This window comes from Dactylosporangium aurantiacum (assembly GCF_000716715.1).
Classification (GTDB): domain Bacteria; phylum Actinomycetota; class Actinomycetes; order Mycobacteriales; family Micromonosporaceae; genus Dactylosporangium; species Dactylosporangium aurantiacum.
On sequence record NZ_JNYJ01000004.1, the window covers coordinates 206,234 to 224,718 of the forward strand.

Below are 18,485 nucleotides of genomic sequence, written 5' to 3' on the forward strand. Positions count from 1 at the left end.
ACGGGGAGCGGGCGTGCCGTTACGCCTTGGTGAAGGTCCAGGTGCCGGTGTCCGGGCCGCCCTGCGGCGGGCCGAGCTTGAGGGTGGTGCCGCCGGAGCAGTCGTAGCTGCTCTTCTTCAGCACGGGCTGGGCGTCGACCGCGCCGCCGGTGTCGGCGGTGCCGGTGCCGGCGAAGTCGGCGATCGAGGACTTGTCGGCGACCCGGACCGCCGCGGGGCTGGTCAGGTCGACCGTGACGGTCAGGGTGCTGAAGTCGACGGTGCCGGCCGGCTCCCAGGTGCCGGTCGCGGCGGTGGCGGTCTTGATGGTGCCGTTGACCTTGCCGCCGTAGCTGAAGCTGCCCTTGACGTCGCCGCCGGAGACGGTGAACGCGAAGGTCACCGGCTGCATCGGGGTGAAGTCGACCTGGGTCTTGCCGGCCGCGTCGATGGTCAGCGTGGTGCCGCCGCCACCGGTGAAGGAGCCCGTGACGGGGCCGCTGAGCTTGCCGGACAGGCCGGTGGCCTTCCAGGTGCCGACCAGGCAGGGCGCCGCGGCACCGGTCCCGGTCGTGCCGCCGGGCGCACCGGACGAGGCGCCGGCCGAGGTCGCCGGCGAGGCGCCGGCCGAGGTCGTGCCGCTGCTGGCGGCGCCCGGGGTGCCGGAGCCGTCGCTGCAGCCGGCGAGTCCGATGCCCAGCGCCGTTATGGCCACGATGGTGACCTTGGCGGTCGAGCGCATCTGGTTCCTCCTCATATCGGGGTCCGTTTGTATCTACCCCCGCGAGCAGATCGTCGAACCCTACCGTGGGAGGATCTGGCACGTCCGCGACCGCCCAGATCGATCGACCGCCGTCGACGCCGTTGGGCCCCGTGGCGGTAACTTCCTGCTCAGTGGTCGTGTGAGGCGCTCTTAGCAGGCGCGAAACATTCGGGACCCTGGAGCGAAACCGCTCGGCGGCAGCCTTTTGGCCATGTCCGAAGCGGTCGCCATCCCCAGCTCGCGCCCCGGCGTCCCGCCGGCCGCCGCCGGTAACAACGCCGAAACCGTGCCGCCATGCCCGCGTCACCCGCAGGCACCACCGGTCGCAACGGCCGCCGTCGATATGGATGGTGCGCGGTGAAGGTCGTCGTCGTCGGCCACGGCATGGTGGGGCACCGGTTCCTGGAGGCGCTGCGCGCCCGCGACACCGAAGGCCGCTGGGAGATCACGGTCCTGGCGGAGGAGAGCCGCCCGGCGTACGACCGGGTGCGGCTGTCGGCGTTCTTCGACGGCGCGACCGCGCAGGAGCTGACCTACGACGTGCCCGACGGGGTCGACCTGCACCTCGGCGAGCCGGCCCTGGCGATCGACCGGGCGGCGCGGAAGGTCACCACCGCCCACGGCATGTACGAGTACGACGCCCTCGTCCTGGCCACCGGCTCGTCGGCGTTCGTGCCGCCGATCAGCGGCGTCGACCAGCCCGGCGTGTTCGTCTACCGCACCCTGGACGACCTGGAGGCGATCCGGGCCCACGCGCGGGGCAGGGAGGTCGGCGCGGTCATCGGCGGCGGCCTGCTCGGCCTGGAGGCGGCCAACGCGCTGCGCCTGCTCGGCCTGCGCACGCACGTGATCGAGTTCGCGCCGCGGCTGATGCCGGTGCAGGTCGACGAGGCCGGCGGCGCGGTCCTGCGCAAGTACGTCGAGGACCTCGGCGTCCGGGTGCACCTCGGCGCCGCGACGACCGCGATCCGCCAGAGCCAGTCCGTCAACGCGACCCTGGCGCTGACCCTGTCCGACGGCGCGCACATCCCGGCCGACATCGTCGTGGTGGCCGCCGGCATCCGACCGCGCGACGAGCTGGCCCGCACCATGGGGCTGACCACGGGGGCGCGCGGCGGGGTGGTCGTCGACGCCGGCTGCCGCACCGACGACCCGGCGGTGTACGCGATCGGCGAGTGCGCCGAGATCGACGGCCGCTGCTACGGCCTGGTGGCGCCCGGGTACGCGATGGCGGAGGTCGTCGCGGACCGGCTGCTCGGCGGCGACGCGTCGTTCCCGGGCGCGGACACGTCCACGAAGCTGAAGCTGCTCGGCGTCGACGTCGCCAGCTTCGGCGACGCGCTGCGCACCGACCTGCTCGACGTCGTCTACCTCGACCCGGCCAGCGGCACGTACGCGAAGCTGGTCCTCTCCGACGACGCGCAGACCCTGCTCGGCGGCATCCTCGTCGGCGACGCCAGCGCCTACCCGGCGCTGCGGGCCAGCGTCGGCGGCCCGCTGCCGGCGAGCCCCCTGGCGCTGCTGGCCGGCGACGCGCCCCGCGCCGCGCTGTCCGAGGACGCCCAGATCTGCTCCTGCAACGCCGTCACCAAGGGCCAGATCACCACCGCGATCCACGAGCAGGGCTGCACCGACGTGGCCGCGCTGAAGGCCTGCACCCGCGCCGGCACCAGCTGCGGCTCGTGCGTGCCGCTGCTCAAGCAGTTGCTCGCCGAGGGCGGCGTGGTGGCCAGCAAGGCGCTGTGCGAGCACTTCAGCCAGTCGCGGGCGGAGCTGTTCGACATCATCCGGGTCCGCGGCATCCGCACGTTCTCGCAGCTGGTCGCCGAGCACGGCACGGGCCGCGGCTGCGACATCTGCAAGCCGACCGTCGCCTCGATCCTCGCCTCCCTGCACAACGACTACGTGCTCGACGGCGAGCAGGCCGCGCTGCAGGACACCAACGACCACTTCCTGGCCAACATCCAGCGCAACGGCACCTACTCGGTGGTCCCGCGCATCCCCGGCGGCGAGATCACGCCCGACAAGCTGATCGTCATCGGCGAGGTCGCCCGCGACTTCAACCTCTACACGAAGATCACCGGCGGGCAGCGCATCGACCTGCTCGGCGCCCGGGTCGAGCAGCTGCCGGCCATCTGGCACCGCCTCGTCGCGGCCGGGTTCGAGTCCGGGCACGCGTACGGCAAGGCGCTGCGCACGGTGAAGTCGTGCGTCGGGTCCACCTGGTGCCGCTACGGCGTGCAGGACTCCGTCGGGCTCGCCGTCGAGCTGGAGCTGCGGTACCGGGGACTGCGCGCGCCGCACAAGCTCAAGTCGGCGGTGTCGGGCTGCGCCCGCGAGTGCGCCGAGGCGAAGGGCAAGGACTTCGGCATCATCGCCACCGACAACGGCTGGAACCTGTACGTCGGCGGCAACGGCGGCTTCCGGCCCCGCCACGCCGACCTGCTCGCCGGCGACCTGTCCACCGAGGAGCTGATCAGGCTCGTCGACCGGTTCCTGATGTTCTACATCCGCACCGCGGACCGGCTGCAGCGCACCTCGGCGTGGATCGAAGGGCTCGAGGGCGGCCTGGACTACCTGCGGGCCGTGATCGTCGAGGACTCCCTGGGCATCGCCGAGGAGCTCGACGCCATGATGGCCCACCACGTCGGCTCCTACGTCGACGAGTGGCAGGCGACGATCAACGACCCGGAGCGCCTGGCCCGCTTCGTGTCGTTCGTCAACGCGCCGGACACCCCGGACCCGACCATCTCCTTCGCTTCCGAACGTGGACAGCCCGTTCCCGTCGTCCTTGGAGTGCGCTCATGAAGTGGACCGTGGTCTGCCCGTACCCCCGCCTGGAGCCGGAGCGCGGCGTCGCCGCCCTGGTCGACGGGGCGCAGGTGGCACTGTTCCGGGTCTACGGCGGCGAGGTGCACGCCATCGGCAACCTCGACCCGATCAGCGGCGCGGCGGTGCTGTCGCGCGGCATCGTCGGCAGCCGCGGCGACGTGCCGACGGTCGCGTCGCCGATGCACAAGCAGGCGTTCGACCTGCGCAGCGGCGAGTGCCTGGACCAGCCCGGGGTGCGGGTGCCGGTGTACCCGGTGCGCGTGCGCGACGGCCTGGTGGAGGTCGCCACGCCCGCGGCTTCGGCGGCCGAGGTGGTCACGTGAGCGGCCCGGAGCGTAGCGGAGTGGCCGCTCACCATGGGCTCAGTCTTGGCTCACGGCGGCGCCGGAGCGCAGCGGAGGTGTCGTCGTGAGCGGCCCGGAGCGCAGCCGAGTGGCCGTGAACCATGGGCTCAGTCTTGGCTCGCGGCGACGCCGGAGCGCAGCGGAGGTGTCGTCGTGAGCGGCCCGGAGCGCAGCGGAGTGGCCGTGAACCATGGGCTCAGTCTTGGCTCGCGGCGACGCCGGAGCGCAGCGGAGGTGTCGTCGTGAGTGCGAGTAGTACGTTGGAGGCCCGCCCGGCGTCCGGCGAGGATCTGCCCCTGGCCGGGTTCACCGTGGCGGTGACCGCCGACCGGCGCCGTGACGAGCTCAGCGCGCTCCTGGAGCGCCGTGGCGCCCGGGTCGTGCTGGCCCCGGCGCTGCGGATCGTGCCGGTCGCCGACGACACCGAGCTCAAGGCCGCGACCGTGTCGTGCGTCGACATCCCGCCGGAGATCGTGATCGCGACGACCGGCATCGGCCTGCGCGGCTGGATCGAGGCGGCCGAGGGGTGGGGGCTCGGCGAGGCGCTGCGGTCCCGGCTCAGCGACGCGTACCTGATCGCCCGCGGTCCGAAGGCGAAGGGCGCGGTCCGCGCCGCCGGCATGATCGAGGCCTGGTCGCCGGACACGGAGAGCTGCGACGAGGTCCTCGACTACCTGCTCGGCGGCGGGTTCCCGGGCGGCATCGCCGGCCGGCGGATCGCGCTGCAGCTGCACGGCGAGCCGCACCCGGAGTTCACCACCGCGCTGCGCGACGCCGGCGCGATCGTCGTGGAGATCCCGGTGTACCGGTGGGCCCCGCCCGTCGACCCGGCGCCCCTGCGGCGGCTCGTCGACCTGATCTGCTCCCGGCTCGTCGACTCGGTGACGTTCACGTCGGCGCCGGCGGTCAGCTCGCTGCTGCGGGTCGCCGGCTCGGAGGCGCCGGACGTGCTGGAGGCCCTGCGGACCGACGTCCTGGCCGCCTGCGTGGGCCCGGTGACCGCCGCGCCGCTGAAACGCCTCGGCGTGCCCGTCGCGGCGCCGCAGCGGGCCCGGCTGGGCGCGCTCGTGCGCATCCTCGTCGACGAGCTGCCGAAGCGGGCCCCCACGCTGCACGTGGCGGGCGCCGCGGTGACGCTGCGGGGCCACGCCGCGATCATCGACGGCACGCTCAAGCCCCTCGCCCCCGGCCCGATGGCGGTGCTGCGGGCGCTCGCAGCGTCGCCCGGACGGGTCCTGTCCCGGGCGGCGCTGCTGCGTGAGCTGCCCCGCGGCGCCGACGAGCACGCGGTCGAGATGGCCGTGGCCCGGCTGCGGGCCGCGCTCGGCGGTCCCGCGTTCGTGCAGACGGTGGTGAAGCGCGGCTACCGGCTGCGGGTCGACTAGTCACCTGCGGCGGCGGGGCCGCTGATGCAGGTAACGCTCGACCTCTTACTGCAGGTAGCGCTCGACCTCGTCGAGGGTGTGCGGCTGGACCTCGTCGGGTGAGACGCCCTGCAGCTTCGCCGCCCGGCGGCGGCGCAGCAGATCCCACAGCTGGTCGAGCTGCGCCTCGATGTCGCCGAGCCGGTCGTGCTCCTCCTGCTCGGTGATCTTGCCGGCCTGCAGCTGCGTGCGGAGTTTGTGCTCGTCGTCCACGAGCGCGGAGATCTGGTGCAGCAGCGTCTTCTCATCCATACCTGCATCATGCCTGCCGCGGGGGCGACTACCGCAGGGTGAGGGCCGACCAGCCGAACTGGTCGATGGGGCCGGTGCCGGCGCCGATGCGCCAGTCGGCGGCGTCGCTGATCGCCCGCCCGACGAACCCCTTCGACCAGGCGACCGCCTCGGCCGGGTCGTCGCCGAGCGTGAGCCGGGCGGCGACCGCGGTCGCGAACGTGGCGCCGCTGCCGTCGGTGTTGCGGCTGCTGACCCGTGGGCTGTGCAGCAGCCTGGCGGCGCCGTCGGCCCAGAGCACGTCGATCGCGTCGCCCGCGGCGACGAAGTCGCCACCGGTGACCACCACGTACCGCGGACCGCCCGCCGCCAGCTGCGCCGCCGCCTTCGCCATGTCGTCCGGCGTGACGACCTCCCAGCCGACCAGCAGCGACGCCTCCTCCCGGTTGGGCGTCGCGACCAGCGCGTGCGGCAGGAGCCGCTCCAGGGCCGCGGCGAGCCCCCGGCGGGACGCGCCGGCCGCCCGGGGGTCGCCACCGGTGGTGAGGACCGGGTCGACGACGAGGTTCGGCAGGGCGCCGGAGCGGGCCCGGGCGGCGACCGCGATCGCCGTGTCCGGGTTCGGGAACATGCCCGTCTTGACCGCGGCCACCGGCAGGTCGTCCAGGACGCTGCCGAGCTGCCCCGACACCACCGTCGTCGGCTGCGGGTACACGTCGGTGGTGCCACGCGTGTTGCGCGACACCACCGCCGTCACGACCGACGCGCCGTGCATCCGCATCGCGGCGAGGGTGCGCAGGTCAGCCTGGATTCCGGAACCACCGGACGAGTCGGACGCGCCGACGGTGAGCACAACAGAGGGATCCACGGGGCCATGTGAGCACGTGGTGACGCACCGCCACGGACAGGGCGTCCGTCAGCCGCGCCCCTCCCACACCGGCTCCGGTACCTCCACCACCTCGCCGTCGGCGCGGAACAGCACGAACCGGTCGAACGAGCGGCTGAACCAGCGGTCGTGCGTCACCGCGATCACCGTGCCGTCGAACGTGCGCAGCCCTTCCTCGAGCGCCTCCGCGCTGGCCAGGTCCAGGTTGTCCGTCGGCTCGTCGAGCAGCAGCAGCGTCGCCCCGGACAGCTCCAGCAGCAGCACCAGGAACCTGGCCTGCTGGCCGCCGGACAGGGTGCCGAAGCGCTGGTCGGCCTGGGCGGCCAGCTCGTAGCGGGACAGCGCCGGCATCGCCTGCGGCCGCGGCAGCCCGCTGCGCCAGTCGTCGCCGCGCCACAGGATCTCCACCAGGGTCTTGTCGAGCAGCTCCGGCCGGTCGTGCGTCTGCGAGAAGTGCCCGGGCCGCACCCGCGCGCCGAGCCGGACCGACCCGCCGTGCGCGACCGGCGCGATCTGCACCCCGATCGGGGTCTGCGTCGGGTCCGGGTCGGTGCCGCCCCGGGCGAGCAGCCGCAGGAAGTGCGACTTGCCGGTGCCGTTGCCGCCGAGGACCGCGACCCGGTCGCCGTACCAGATCTCCAGGTCGAACGGGAACGTCAGATTGTCCAGCTCCAGCTGCTCGGCCACGACGGCGCGCTTGCCGGTGCGCCCGCCGGCCAGCCGCATCCGGATGTCCTGGTCCTTCGGCGGGGTCGGCGGCGGGCCGGCCTCCTCGAACTTCTTCAGCCGGGTCTGCGCCGCCTGGTACCGCGACGCGAGCCCGTCGTTGTACGCGGACTTCGTCTTGTACATGAGCACCAGGTCCTTGAGCTTCTGGTGCTCCTCGTCCCAGCGGCGGCGCTGCTCGTCGAGGCGCTCGTGCCGGGCGACGCGGGCCTCGTGCCAGGACGCGAAGCCGCCCGGGTGCACCCACGCCGAGCCGCCCTCCACCGCCACGACCCGGTCCGCGGATCTGGCGAGCAGCTCACGGTCGTGCGACACGTACAGCACCGACTTCGCCGACTCGCGCAGCCGGTCCTCCAGCCAGCGTTTGCCCGGTACGTCCAGGAAGTTGTCGGGCTCGTCGAGCAGCAGCACCTCGTCGTCGCCGCGCAGCAGCAGCTCCAGCGCGAACCGTTTCTGCTGCCCGCCGGACAGGGTCCGCACCGGCCGGTCGCGGGTCTCGTCCCACGGCTTGCCCAGCGCGGCGACGCTCACCGTGTCGAAGAGGACCTCGGCGTCGTACCCGCCGGCCTCGCCCCACGCGGCCAGCGCGTTCGCGTAGCGCAGCTGCGCCTTCTCGGTGCCCTCGGCGTGCATCGCGACCTCCGCGGCGTGCAGCCGCTCGCCGGCCGCCCGCAGCTGCCCCGGGGCGAGCTGCAGCGCCAGGTCGTACAGGGTGCGGTCATCACCGATCATGCCGATGAACTGGCGCATCACGCCCAGCCCGCCGGCCCGGGCGATCGTGCCGGTGCGCACCGGCAGGTCGCCGGCGACCATCTTCAGCAGCGTCGTCTTCCCGGCGCCGTTCGGCCCGACCAGCGCGACCTTGGCGCCCTCACCGACCCGGAACGACACCTCGGCGAACAGCTCACGACCATCTGCGAGGGTGTGCCCGACCCCTGCCACGTCCACGTATCCCACAAGTCAGGAATTCTGCGCGGCGCCGGTCGTTCCGTCGCCCGCTTTTCGGACCCGCAGGATCCGGAAGCCCTTGTGGTTGGCGTACCGCTCGGCCTCGAACCCCTGCTCGACGAGCCACCGCTGCAGCGAGTCCGAGCCCAGGTTCTTGGCCACGACCAGCCACGCCGTGCCGTCCGGGGTCAGCCGCGGCAGCCACCGCAGCAGCAGCGCGTGCAGCTCCGGCTTGCCGATGCGGATCGGCGGGTTGGACCAGATCTGCGTGAACCCGACACTGTCGGGCACCTCGTCCGGCAGCGCGGTGACCACGTTCGGGCCGGTGTTCTCGCCGGCGAGCGCCAGGGCCCGCTGGTTGACGTCGACGGCGTAGACCGTCGCCCGCGGGGCGTTCGCGGCGAGGACCGTCGCGATCGGCCCGTACCCGCAGCCGAGGTCCAGCAGGTGCCCCGTCGTGTCCCCGTCCGGCAGCGGCGCCCGGTGCAGCAGCACCGACGTGCCCGGGTCCAGCCGGCTCGCGGAGAACACCCCGGCCGAGGCGACCAGGCGGAACTCCTGGTCATGCACGGTGAACACCACCGTGTGCCGGGTGGCGTCCGCCGCGGGATCGGCGGTGAAGTAGTGCTCGCCGGACACGATGACCCTCCTTCGACCGGTGACGCAACGCATTGTCCCCAAGCAGGTGAACGGCCCTGCTCGCGCCCCACTCGTTCGGATTGCGCGAAACATCGCCGACACGCCACCACCCAGGAGGGTCGGCTACCCTGTGCGACATGACTTCTGGGAACGAGCAGCGCCGGAAGCGGCGATCCGACTCGTTCCGCCGGGACGAGGCGGACGAGGCCGACAACTGGTTGGCCGGGCTCCGCGGCAGCGGACCGGACCCGTTCTCGGCCCCGCCGCCGTCGTTCGACGAACCTGGATTCGACGACGGCCCCCGTGGCGGGCGGCCGGGTCGTTCGCGTCCGGACGATTCGCCGAGCGGGTCCTTCCGGGCGCCGCGGGACGACTCGCCCAGCGGGTCCTTCCGGGCGCCGCGGGACGAATCGCCCAGCGGGTCGTTCAGGGCCGCGCCGCCGGCCGGTCCGCGGGTGCCGGAGGGGCCTGCCGGTGGCGGGCGGCGACGGGCGCCGCGGGACGACTCGCCCAGTGGCTCCTTCCGGGCCCCTCGCGACGAGTCCCCCAGTGGCTCCTTCCGCGCGCCGCGGGACGAATCGCCGAGCGGTTCCTTCCGGGCGCCGCGGGTCGACCCGCCCGGTGGGACGTTCCGGCCGCTGCGTGACGACGCCGCCGGTGGTGCGTTCCGGCCGGTCCGCGACGAGCCCGCCGGTCCACGGGCCGGCCGCGGCGACTCGCCCAGCGGGGTCTTCACCCGTCCGGCCGCACCGCCGCCGGCACGCGCCGCGATCGAGCCGCCACTGCCCGTCGAGCCGACCACGCAGGGCGGCGGCCGGCGCCGGGCCCGCACCGACGACGAGCCCTCCAGCGGCGGCAGGCGCGCCCCCGAGCGTCGCCCTTCCGAGTCGTACGACCACGGCCCCGCCCTCGAACCGATCATCAAACCCCTCGCGGACTACACCCCGCCACGGACCACGACCGAGCCGCCGCCGCTCGTGCCGATCTTCCCGTCGATGCGCCCCGAAAGCAGCCCGACCAGCGGCGGCGCGACCGGCCGCCGGGCCCGCCGCGCCGCGGACGAGCCGGACACGACCTCGACGGGGGCCCGCCGGCGGTTCGACGAGCCCGCCGGGCGCCGGGCCCGCCCCGACGCCCCCGAGGACGTCACCGGGGGCCGGCGGTCCCGCGCCGCCGACGACCCGGCCGCGCTCCGGCGCGACGACACCGGCACGTCCCGGCGGGACGACACCGGCGTCTCGCGCCGCGACGACACCGGCACCTCGCGGCGCGGCCGCGGCGGCTTCGAGCCGGTCGGCCCCGACACCGGCATCGGCCGGCAGCGCTCCGGCCCCGGCCTCGCCGGCGGCCCGTCCACCGGATCCGGCTACGCCCCCGGCGCCGACCCGAGCTCCGTCTCGGGCCCCGCGTACGGCAGTCCCGTCTCCGGTCCCGCGTACGGCGCCCCCGTGTCGGGCCCCGCCGCCGGCCCGGCCTCCGGTCCCGGCCACGCCGGACCCGGCACCGGCGGACCCGCCACCGCACGGCGCGGCGGCTTCTACACCGGCGCACCCGACGAGACCACCGCCCTCCGGCGCGACGACATCGACGATCGGCGGCGCGACGACCCCGCGGCCCGGCGCCGCGACGACACGACGGGCTTCCGGCGCGACGACACGACCGGCTTCCGGCGCGACGACACCGGCACCGGACGGCGCGGGCGTGGCTTCGACGAGTACCCGGCCCGCCGCGACGACACCGGCACCCGGCGGCGGGACGGGTTCGAGCCCGCCGGGTTCGAGCCGCACAGCGCCGCGTTCGAGGCGAGCGGCACCGCCACCCGGCGGCGCCCCGCGGCGGACGAGGCACCCCACCAGCGCCGGCCGCTCGACGACGGGCTGCCGTTCGACGAGCCGTCCGGCGCCGGTCGGCGGGGACGGGGACGCGGCACCGGGGAGTACACCAGCGGCGGCACCCAACGCGCGTTGCGCGAGCCAGCGGGGACCCGCCCCGCGGGCCGCCCCGACAACCGCCGCCCCGGCAAGCCCCGGACCGCCGTCGTCGACCCCGTGCGGGTCGAGCACAAGCCGCACCGGTGGATCGCCGCGCTGAGCGCCATCGGCGTGTTCGTGCTGCTCGCCGCGTGCGGCCTGGGCTCGTGGTTCATCTTCAAGGACGAGAAGAACGGCCCCGACTCGGCCCGCTCCAGCGCCACCGCCGGCCCGAAGAAGCGCGACATCAGCAGCCGCCAGGTCGACCCCGCCCCGCTCACCGAGGCCGAGGTCTTCCCTCAGAACAACATCGTCGCGGTGGCGAACGAGCCACCGTACGTGATCCTCAAGACCCAGGCCTCCCCCGACTGCAAGACCGCCGCCACCGACGAGCTCGCCACCCTGCTCGCCGGCGCCGGCTGCTCCGAGGTCGTCCGGGCGACGATGAAGTCACCCAACGAGGAGTACCTGATCACCGCCGGCATCTTCAACCTCGACACCGAGAAGGCCGCCGCCACCGCCTTCGACGGCGTCAAGCCCATCGTCGACGGTCAGAAGGGCCGCTTCGCCGGCATGAGCGTCGGCGCGGGCACCGGCACCGACGCCATCGTGCGCGCCCCGACCCAGCTCGGCTGGAACTACCGCGGCCACTTCATCGCGTTCGTCGTCATCGCCAGGGTCGACGGCAAGGAGTTCGCGCCCGACGACCCGTACCCGAACCAGATCACGTACGACATCGTCGAGACGTACCTGGAGAACGGCATCATCGGCAACCGGGCCATCGTCCAGCCCGACGCCACCCCGGCGGCATCGCTGCCGGCCGCACCACCCAGCTGACCGCCCGCCCGCTCCCCACGACGCGGAGGAACCCCCGGGATCACACACCGGTGTTCCTCCGCGTCGCGGCTTCTACGCGCGGCTTCTACTGGCGGCGGCTTCGCGGCTACGCGCGGCGGCTTCGGGCCGCTACGCGCGGCGGCTTCGCAGACGGCCACGTCGGCTCACTCCGCATCGTGGCCGCCCGGCGGCTTCTCCGGGCCGAACGCGCCCAGCGGGCCGCGAGCCGAACTCACCCGGCGTTTCGTCCGGAGCGGCTTCGCGGGCGCCCGCCGGGTCGTCCGGACCGAAACGAACTTCATGAGTGCCGGCGGGTCGCCCGAGACCGAAACGAGCTTCGCAAGCGCCCGGCGGGTCGTCCGGGTCGAAACGAGCGGGTCCCGGCCGGCCAGTCCCGTCGGCTCAGTCCCGTCGGCTCAGTCCCGTCGGCTCAGTCCCGTCGGCTCAGTCCCGTCGGCTCAGTCCCGTCGGCTCAGTCCCGTCGTCAGTCCCGCCGGCCAGTCCCGTCGGCTCAGTCCCGTCGGCTCAGTCCCGTCGGCCGGGGGCGCGGGCTGGTCGTCGGCGTCGCGGCGGCGGCGGGTCAGTTCGGCGCGGGCGAGCAGGTCGGCCGGGTCGTCCGGGTACGTCACCTCCACCAGGGCCAGCCCGTGGGCCGGGGCGACCGTCACCTCGTCGGCGCGGACGCGGCGGGTGAGCAGGCCCGCCGGCCACGCGGCGGGGCGGCGGCCGTCGCCGACGAAGAGCTGGGCGCCGACCAGGCTGCGGACCATCTGCTGGCAGAACGCGTCGGCCTGGACGGTCGCCACGAGGATGCCGTCGGGGTCGCGGCGCCAGTCGAGGCGGTTGACGGCGCGGATGGTCGTGGCGTGCTCCTTGCGCCGGCAGAACGCGGCGTAGTCGTGCTCCCCCACGAGACCCTCGGCGGCGGCGTTCAGGGCGTCCAGGTCGAGCGGGCGGGGCCAGGCGACCGTGTCGTGCCGGCGCAGCGGCGAGGCGCCCCAGGCGGCGTCGGTGACGCGGTACTCGTACCGGCGCGACAGGGCGGAGAACCGGGCGTCGAACTCCGGCGGGACCTCGGCGGCGGCGAGCACCCGCACGTCGGGCGGCAGCAGACCGGCGAGCTTGCGCAGCAGCGCGGCGCTGAGGGCGTCCCAGCGGTCGGCGGGGACGTCGACGTGGCAGACCTGGCCCGTGGCGTGGACGCCGGCGTCGGTGCGGCCGGCGACGGTCAGGCCCTCGACCGTGCCGAACAGGCGGGTCAGGACGGCGGTCAGCTCACCGGCGACGGTGCGGCGGGTCGGCTGCACGGCCCACCCTGAAAAGTCGGTCCCGTCGTACGCCACGTCGAGGCGGACACGGATTCTCCTCAACGCTACACCCTTCAAAAAAATCGGCCCGGCACCCGATTACGCAGGGTGCCGGGCCGTCGAATACAGGCCTGTGATCAGGCCTTCTTCTCGCCGTCCTCGTCCGACTCGGCGGACGCCGCGGCGTCGTCGTCCGAAGCGTCCGAAGCCGACGCGGAGGCCGGAGCCGAGTCCGCGGCAGCCGCGGCGGGAGCCTCGTCCGTGTCCTCGCCCGCCAGGACCGCGATCGAGTCGGCCTTGGCGGCCTTCCGGGCGGCGGCCTTGCGCGGCGCCGGCGCGGCGGCGACCTCGAGCTCCTCGACCAGCTCGATGATCGCCATGGGAGCGGCGTCACCCTTGCGCGGGCCGGTCTTCACGATGCGGGTGTAGCCACCCGGACGGTTGTGGAACCGCGGCGCGATCTGGTCGAACAGCTGGAACACCACGTCCTTGTCGCGCACCACGGCGAGCGCTTGACGGCGCGCGTGCAGATCGCCGCGCTTGGCCTTGGTGATGAGCTGCTCGGCGAGCGGGCGCAGCCGCTTGGCCTTCGTCTCGGTGGTCGTGATGCGTCCGTGCTTGAACAGTGAGGTGGCGAGATTCGCCAGCATCAGCCGCTCATGCGCGGGGCTGCCGCCGAGGCGGGGACCCTTGGTGGGCGTGGGCATTGGGGCTCCTCAAATCGAACAGCAGCCGGTTTAGAGCTGCTCGGTCTCGCGGTAGTCGTCGGTGTCGTCGTAGGAAACATCGGCGAACGAGTCCACGACGTGTGCCGGGTCGAACGTCGGGGCGGAGTCCTTCAGACCCAGACCCATCCCGGCGAGCTTCATCTTGACCTCGTCGATCGACTTCTGACCGAAATTCCTTATATCGAGGAGGTCTGCTTCCGTGCGGCTGATCAGCTCCCCGACGGAGTTGATGCCCTCGCGCTTGAGGCAGTTGTACGAGCGGACGGTGAGGTCGAGCTCCTCGATCGGCAGTGCCAGGTCGGCAGCGAGCTGCGCGTCCTGCGGCGACGGGCCGATGTCGATGCCTTCTGCGGTCTCGTCGAGCTCGCGGGCCAGGCCGAAGAGTTCGACGAGGGTCGAGCCGGCGGAGGCCAGCGCGGTGCGGGGGGTCAGCGACGCCTTGGTCTCGACGTCGATGATGAGCCGGTCGAAGTCGGTGCGCTGCTCGACGCGGGTGGCCTCGACGCGGTAGGTGACCTTGAGCACCGGGGAGTAGATCGAGTCGATCGGGATGCGACCGATCTCCTGGCCCTGCTGCTTGTTCTGGTTGGCGGTCACGTAGCCGCGACCGCGCTCGACGGTCAGCTCCATGTCGAGCCGGCCCTTGCCGTTGAGCGTGGCCAGCTTCAGGTCGGGGTTGTGCACGGAGACGCCGGCCGGGGGCTGGATGTCGCCCGCCGTGACGTCGCCGGGGCCCTGCTTGCGCAGGTACATCGAGACCGGCTCGTCGTGCTCGGAGCTGACGCACAGCTCCTTGACGTTCATGACGAGCTCGACCACGTCCTCCTTGACACCGGGGATGGTGGTGAACTCGTGCAGGACACCGTCGATCTTGATGCTGGTCACGGCCGCGCCCGGGATCGAGCTGAGCAGGGTGCGACGCAGCGAGTTGCCGAGGGTGTAGCCGAAGCCCGGCTCGAGCGGCTCGATGGTGAACTTGGACCGGGTCTCGCTGATGGACTCTTCGGCGAGGCTCGGACGCTGGGAGATAAGCACTTTCGGTTCCTCCAGTTCGTTGCGCGCCCGCTATTTGACGCGCTCCGAGTAAGCGCACGCTGTTCGGTGCGCCTGAGGGGGCGGAACGTGGTCGCCCCGCCCCCGCAAGCCGAGAACTACTTGCTGTAGAGCTCGACGATCAGCTGCTCCTGGACCTGGGTGTCGATGACCTGCCGCGCCGGCAGGCTGTGCACCAGGACCTTGAGCTCGCTGGGGATGAACTCGAGCCAGGCGGGGACGGTCTTGCTGCCCGCGAGGCCCTGAGCGATCTGGAACGGGGTGAGCTCCCGCGACTTCTGCCGCACCTGCACGATGTCGTGCTCGCGCAGCCGGTACGACGGGATGTCGACCTTCTTGCCGTTGACCTGGATGTGGCCGTGGCTCACCAGCTGGCGGGCCGCGTCACGCGAGGTGGCGAGGCCGGCGCGGTACACCACGTTGTCGAGGCGCGACTCGAGGATCTTGAGCAGCTCCTCACCGGTCTTGCCGGGCTTGGCCACAGCCTCGTCGAAGTAGCCGGCGAACTGACGCTCGAGGACGCCGTAGATGCGGCGGGCCTTCTGCTTCTCGCGCAGCTGCAGGAGGTACTCGGTCTCCTTCGGCCGGCCGCGGCCGTGCTGGCCGGGCGGGAAGGGACGCGACTCGAACGGGCACTTCGGCCCGTCGCACTTGCTGCCCTTGAGGAACAGCTTCATCTTCTCGCGCCGGCAGCGACGGCAGTCGGCACCTGTGTAACGAGCCATCTTCTATCTCTTCCCTTAGACCCGGCGGCGCTTCGGCGGACGGCAACCGTTGTGCGGCTGCGGCGTGACGTCAGAGATCTGCCCGACCTCCAGGCCGACGGCCTGCAGCGAGCGGATCGCGGTCTCCCGGCCGGAGCCGGGGCCCTTGACGAACACGTCGACCTTGCGCATGCCGTGCTCCATCGCGCGACGGGCGGCGGCCTCGGCGGCCAGCTGCGCGGCGAACGGGGTCGACTTGCGCGAGCCCTTGAAGCCCACCTGGCCGGCCGAGGCCCAGGAGATCACAGCACCGGTCGGGTCGGTGATCGACACGATGGTGTTGTTGAAGGTGCTCTTGATGTGCGCCTGCCCGTGGGCGACGTTCTTGCGTTCCTTGCGCCGGACCTTCTTGACAGCGGTCGCGCCGGCGCGAGCCTTCGGCGGCATTCTCTATGCGCTCCTAGATTGTTTCTTCTACCGACCGACTACTACTTCTTGCCCGGCTTCTTCTTGCCGGCGACCGTGCGCTTCGGACCCTTGCGGGTGCGGGCGTTGGTCCGGGTGCGCTGACCGCGCACGGGCAGGCCCTTGCGGTGCCGGATGCCCTGGTAGCAGCCGATCTCGACCTTGCGGCGGATGTCCGCGGCGACCTCGCGGCGCAGGTCGCCCTCGACCTTGAAGTTGGCCTCGATGTAGTCGCGCAGCTGCACGATCTCTTCATCGGTCAGGTCACGAGCCCGCTTGTTGCCATCGATGCCGGTGGCGGCGAGCAGCTCGATGGATCGGGTGCGCCCGATGCCATAGATGTAGGTAAGTGCGATCTCGGTGCGCTTCTCGCGCGGGAGATCAACACCAACGAGACGTGCCATAGGTGGGCGTGCTCCTTGCGTGTGCGGAGGTCTGAGCCCGCTCCACTCCCGTCTGCCCACAGACGGGCCCCGGCCTCCGACCGGGGGTGCAGCCCACGCGCTCCGCGCGCACGACGCGCGGTGGCCCGGGGCTGGAACGGGCTAAAACAGGTGGTGCTAGGTGGATCCGCCGCCTGGGCTCAGCCCTGGCGCTGCTTGTGGCGCGGGTCAGTGCTGCAGATGACCATGACCCGGCCGTGCCGCCGGATGATCCGGCAGTTGTTGCAGATCCGCTTGACGCTCGGCTTGACCTTCACGGTGTGCCTAACTCTCGCTGCGCACCCCTACATGGGAGCGACAGTCCCGACCGTTTCCTGGGAACCGACACCGATTTACTTGTAGCGGTAGACGATGCGCCCGCGAGTCAGGTCATACGGCGACAGCTCGACGACCACTCGGTCCTCGGGCAGGATACGGATGTAGTGCTGCCGCATCTTCCCGCTGATGTGCGCCAAGACCTTGTGGCCATTGGCGAGCTCCACCCGGAACATGGCGTTCGGGAGTGGCTCGATCACTCGGCCCTCGATCTCGATGGCCCCGTCTTTCTTCGGCATGTCCTCCGCTACCTGACGATCGGGTTGGGTGTTGACGCTCGCATCCTTTTCACGGTCCCCATGGAGGGACCGCGCCAGCCGCGGCTCAGGCCTGCCACTAGAAGCGCGTGGGGGCATGCCTGAGTGGACGCTTTGCGCCAATGGACGAGTCTACGCGCGGTGAACGCGTTGCACCAAATCGGGGTGTCAATCCCCTCGGCGCTGCCGCCGGCGCTCGCGCCGCAGCTCCCTCGCGGCGTCCGGGCCACCCGCCAGATAGGTGCTCACCGAAGTGGCGAGGAGCACGGCGCCGAGCGGCCCGGCGACCCACATCGGCCAGAAGTAGACGGCCTCGCCGCTGGAGATGCTGACGAGGGCCCAGATCACCACGTTGACGGTGACGGCGATCAGCCAGCCGCTCCAGATGCCCAGCAGCCAGTTCGGCTGCCGGCCGAACTGCCCCTTGCCGCCGGTCACCTGCTCCGGGTCGGCGGGCGCGGCGGCGTAACCACTGGCCGGTGCCACGGCTGCCTCGTCCACCGGGTGGAATCCCGGCAGGTCGCTGAGGATGACGTCGAGGTCACCGTACGTCCGGGCGGCGTAGGTCTCCTTGAGCCGGTCGTCGTACTCGCCGAGTGACAGCCGGCCCTCGTCGAGCGCGGCCTTGAGCCGCTCCGCCACGAACTGCCGGTCGACGTCGGCTGCACGCAGGTTCGCCCGCCGGTCCGCCACCGCCATTGCCACCCTCCCCGAGTCGCGTTGCCGCACGAGCAGCATCCCATCCGCCGATGCCGCTCCTCCACCCCACCGGCGCAAAAGGGTCCGAGGGTTACGCGTTGACCTGCTGGCGGGCGGTGACCAGGTCGCCGAGGCGGACACGGCCGCCGTCGAGGGCGGTGAGCACCCAGACCCCGTCGTCGCAGATCGCCATCGTGTGCTCGACGTGAGCGGCGATCGAGCCGTCGACGGTGACCACGGTCCAGCCGTCGTCGAGCTCCGCGACCTTCGGCTTGCCCTTCGTGATCATCGGCTCGATCGCGAGGGCCATGCCGGGGCGCAGGGCGGGGCCCTTGCCGGGGCGGCCGGAGTTCTCGACGAAGGGGTCCTGGTGCATCGCGCTGCCGATGCCGTGGCCGCCGTAGCCGTCGACGATGCCGTAGCGGCCGGCCTTGCGCACCGCGGACTGGATCGCGAAGGAGATGTCGGTGAGCCGCCCCTTGCCGGAGCGGACCCCGCGGGCGGCGGCGGCGATGCCGGCCCACATGGCGTCCTCGGCCACGGTGACGAGGCGGCGCAGGTCGTTGCTGATCTCGCCGACGCCGACGGTGATTGCCGCGTCGCCGTGCCAGCCGTCGAGCTCGGCGCCGCAGTCGATGGAGATCAGGTCGCCGGCGCGCAGCACCTGGCGGGGGCTGGGGATGGCGTGCACGACCTGGTCGTTGACGGACGAGCAGATCGACGCCGGGTAGCCGTGGTAGCCCTTGAACGACGGGATCGCGCCGGCGGCCCGGATCGTCTCCTCGGCGATCGCGTCGAGGTCGGCGGTGGAAACCCCGGGCGCCACCGCGGCCCGCATGCGGGCCAGGGCGTCCGCGACGACGAGACCGGCGCGGCGCATGCGGCCGATCTCGTCGGGCGTCTTGAGCTCGATCTCGACCTGGTGCGCCACGGGG

18 protein-coding genes and 1 pseudogene are annotated in these 18,485 nt (G+C 72.7%); 4 read left to right on the forward strand and 15 right to left on the reverse strand.

Annotation, left to right across the window (positions count from 1 at the left end; all coding sequences use genetic code 11):
- Positions 1-19: 19 nt before the first annotated feature.
- Positions 20-721: a hypothetical protein gene (locus tag OP18_RS05630; RefSeq protein WP_033357637.1), complete on the reverse strand. Its 702-nt coding sequence runs from the start codon at positions 719-721 to the stop codon at positions 20-22.
- A gap of 378 nt (positions 722-1,099) precedes the next feature.
- Here OP18_RS05630 and nirB point away from each other — a divergent pair, with 378 nt between their 5' ends.
- From nirB to OP18_RS05645, 3 genes are all read left to right on the forward strand, one after another.
- Positions 1,100-3,550: a nitrite reductase large subunit NirB gene (gene nirB / locus OP18_RS05635; protein ID WP_279327154.1), complete on the forward strand. Its 2,451-nt coding sequence runs from the start codon at positions 1,100-1,102 to the stop codon at positions 3,548-3,550.
- On the forward strand, positions 3,547-3,897 hold the full coding sequence (nirD, locus tag OP18_RS05640) for a nitrite reductase small subunit NirD (protein WP_033357638.1): 351 nt from the start codon (positions 3,547-3,549) through the stop codon (positions 3,895-3,897). The genes nirB and nirD overlap by 4 nt, the downstream gene beginning before the upstream one ends.
- Positions 3,898-4,208: 311 nt before the next feature.
- Positions 4,209-5,303 carry a uroporphyrinogen-III synthase gene (locus OP18_RS05645; protein WP_033357751.1) on the forward strand — a complete coding sequence of 365 codons (1,095 nt, stop codon included), beginning with the start codon at positions 4,209-4,211 and terminating at the stop codon, positions 5,301-5,303.
- A gap of 45 nt (positions 5,304-5,348) precedes the next feature.
- Here OP18_RS05645 and OP18_RS05650 read toward each other — a convergent pair whose 3' ends face one another.
- Genes OP18_RS05650 through OP18_RS05665 form a run of 4 tightly spaced genes read right to left on the reverse strand, consistent with a single transcriptional unit; the run spans position 5,349 to position 8,772 of the window.
- On the reverse strand, positions 5,349-5,594 hold the full coding sequence (locus tag OP18_RS05650; RefSeq protein WP_033357639.1) for a DUF2630 family protein: 246 nt from the start codon (positions 5,592-5,594) through the stop codon (positions 5,349-5,351).
- A gap of 28 nt (positions 5,595-5,622) precedes the next feature.
- A complete protein-coding gene (gene thiD, locus OP18_RS05655; RefSeq protein WP_033357640.1) occupies positions 5,623-6,441 on the reverse strand; it encodes a bifunctional hydroxymethylpyrimidine kinase/phosphomethylpyrimidine kinase in 819 nt (272 codons plus the stop codon).
- 48 nt (positions 6,442-6,489) lie between these two features.
- Entirely contained in the window at positions 6,490-8,142 is a 1,653-nt protein-coding gene (locus OP18_RS05660; protein ID WP_033357641.1) for an ABC-F family ATP-binding cassette domain-containing protein, read from the reverse strand.
- A gap of 3 nt (positions 8,143-8,145) precedes the next feature.
- A complete protein-coding gene (locus tag OP18_RS05665; RefSeq protein ID WP_033357642.1) occupies positions 8,146-8,772 on the reverse strand; it encodes a class I SAM-dependent methyltransferase in 627 nt (208 codons plus the stop codon).
- A gap of 137 nt (positions 8,773-8,909) precedes the next feature.
- Here OP18_RS05665 and OP18_RS52070 point away from each other — a divergent pair, with 137 nt between their 5' ends.
- On the forward strand, positions 8,910-11,579 hold the full coding sequence (locus tag OP18_RS52070) for a hypothetical protein (protein WP_156089315.1): 2,670 nt from the start codon (positions 8,910-8,912) through the stop codon (positions 11,577-11,579).
- 566 nt (positions 11,580-12,145) lie between these two features.
- Here OP18_RS52070 and truA read toward each other — a convergent pair.
- The 10 genes and pseudogenes from truA to map all read right to left on the reverse strand — a co-directional run.
- Positions 12,146-12,949, reverse strand: a pseudogene (gene truA / locus OP18_RS05675) (tRNA pseudouridine(38-40) synthase TruA); the annotation flags it as partial.
- Positions 12,950-13,023: 74 nt separating this feature from the next.
- The gene (gene rplQ, locus OP18_RS05680) at positions 13,024-13,593 is read right to left on the reverse strand and encodes a 50S ribosomal protein L17 (RefSeq protein ID WP_033357643.1); all 570 of its coding nucleotides are present in this window, start codon (positions 13,591-13,593) and stop codon (positions 13,024-13,026) included.
- A gap of 30 nt (positions 13,594-13,623) precedes the next feature.
- Positions 13,624-14,649, reverse strand: coding sequence for a DNA-directed RNA polymerase subunit alpha (locus OP18_RS05685; protein WP_033357644.1), 1,026 nt, complete (start codon positions 14,647-14,649; stop codon positions 13,624-13,626).
- A gap of 116 nt (positions 14,650-14,765) precedes the next feature.
- On the reverse strand, positions 14,766-15,392 hold the full coding sequence (gene rpsD, locus OP18_RS05690) for a 30S ribosomal protein S4 (protein ID WP_033357645.1): 627 nt from the start codon (positions 15,390-15,392) through the stop codon (positions 14,766-14,768).
- A 15-nt stretch (positions 15,393-15,407) separates the two neighbouring features.
- On the reverse strand, positions 15,408-15,818 hold the full coding sequence (rpsK, locus tag OP18_RS05695; RefSeq protein WP_033357646.1) for a 30S ribosomal protein S11: 411 nt from the start codon (positions 15,816-15,818) through the stop codon (positions 15,408-15,410).
- Between the two features lie 41 nt (positions 15,819-15,859).
- Positions 15,860-16,240 carry a 30S ribosomal protein S13 gene (gene rpsM, locus OP18_RS05700; RefSeq protein ID WP_033357647.1) on the reverse strand — a complete coding sequence of 127 codons (381 nt, stop codon included), beginning with the start codon at positions 16,238-16,240 and terminating at the stop codon, positions 15,860-15,862.
- Between the two features lie 179 nt (positions 16,241-16,419).
- A complete protein-coding gene (gene rpmJ / locus OP18_RS05705; protein ID WP_014687778.1) occupies positions 16,420-16,536 on the reverse strand; it encodes a 50S ribosomal protein L36 in 117 nt (38 codons plus the stop codon).
- A 75-nt stretch (positions 16,537-16,611) separates the two neighbouring features.
- Positions 16,612-16,833, reverse strand: coding sequence for a translation initiation factor IF-1 (gene infA, locus OP18_RS05710; protein ID WP_007073013.1), 222 nt, complete (start codon positions 16,831-16,833; stop codon positions 16,612-16,614).
- Positions 16,834-17,019: 186 nt separating this feature from the next.
- Positions 17,020-17,550 (reverse strand): DUF1707 SHOCT-like domain-containing protein, encoded by a 531-nt coding sequence (locus tag OP18_RS05715; RefSeq protein WP_052386274.1) that lies wholly within the window; start codon positions 17,548-17,550, stop codon positions 17,020-17,022.
- A 91-nt stretch (positions 17,551-17,641) separates the two neighbouring features.
- Complete coding sequence (gene map / locus OP18_RS05720) at positions 17,642-18,481, reverse strand: type I methionyl aminopeptidase (RefSeq protein WP_033357648.1); 840 nt, start codon at positions 18,479-18,481, stop codon at positions 17,642-17,644.
- Between the last annotated feature and the right edge of the window lie 4 nt (positions 18,482-18,485).

Coding starts and splice junctions, on each gene's coding strand:
- OP18_RS05630 (WP_033357637.1), bottom strand. CDS start 721: ATGCGCTCGACCGCCAAGGTCACCATCGTGGCCATAACGGCGCTGGGC.
- nirD (WP_033357638.1), top strand. CDS start 3,547: ATGAAGTGGACCGTGGTCTGCCCGTACCCCCGCCTGGAGCCGGAGCGC.
- OP18_RS05650 (WP_033357639.1), bottom strand. CDS start 5,594: ATGGATGAGAAGACGCTGCTGCACCAGATCTCCGCGCTCGTGGACGAC.
- OP18_RS52070 (WP_156089315.1), top strand. CDS start 8,910: ATGACTTCTGGGAACGAGCAGCGCCGGAAGCGGCGATCCGACTCGTTC.
- rplQ (WP_033357643.1), bottom strand. CDS start 13,593: ATGCCCACGCCCACCAAGGGTCCCCGCCTCGGCGGCAGCCCCGCGCAT.
- rpsD (WP_033357645.1), bottom strand. CDS start 15,392: ATGGCTCGTTACACAGGTGCCGACTGCCGTCGCTGCCGGCGCGAGAAG.
- rpsK (WP_033357646.1), bottom strand. CDS start 15,818: ATGCCGCCGAAGGCTCGCGCCGGCGCGACCGCTGTCAAGAAGGTCCGG.
- rpsM (WP_033357647.1), bottom strand. CDS start 16,240: ATGGCACGTCTCGTTGGTGTTGATCTCCCGCGCGAGAAGCGCACCGAG.
- infA (WP_007073013.1), bottom strand. CDS start 16,833: ATGCCGAAGAAAGACGGGGCCATCGAGATCGAGGGCCGAGTGATCGAG.
- OP18_RS05715 (WP_052386274.1), bottom strand. CDS start 17,550: ATGGCGGTGGCGGACCGGCGGGCGAACCTGCGTGCAGCCGACGTCGAC.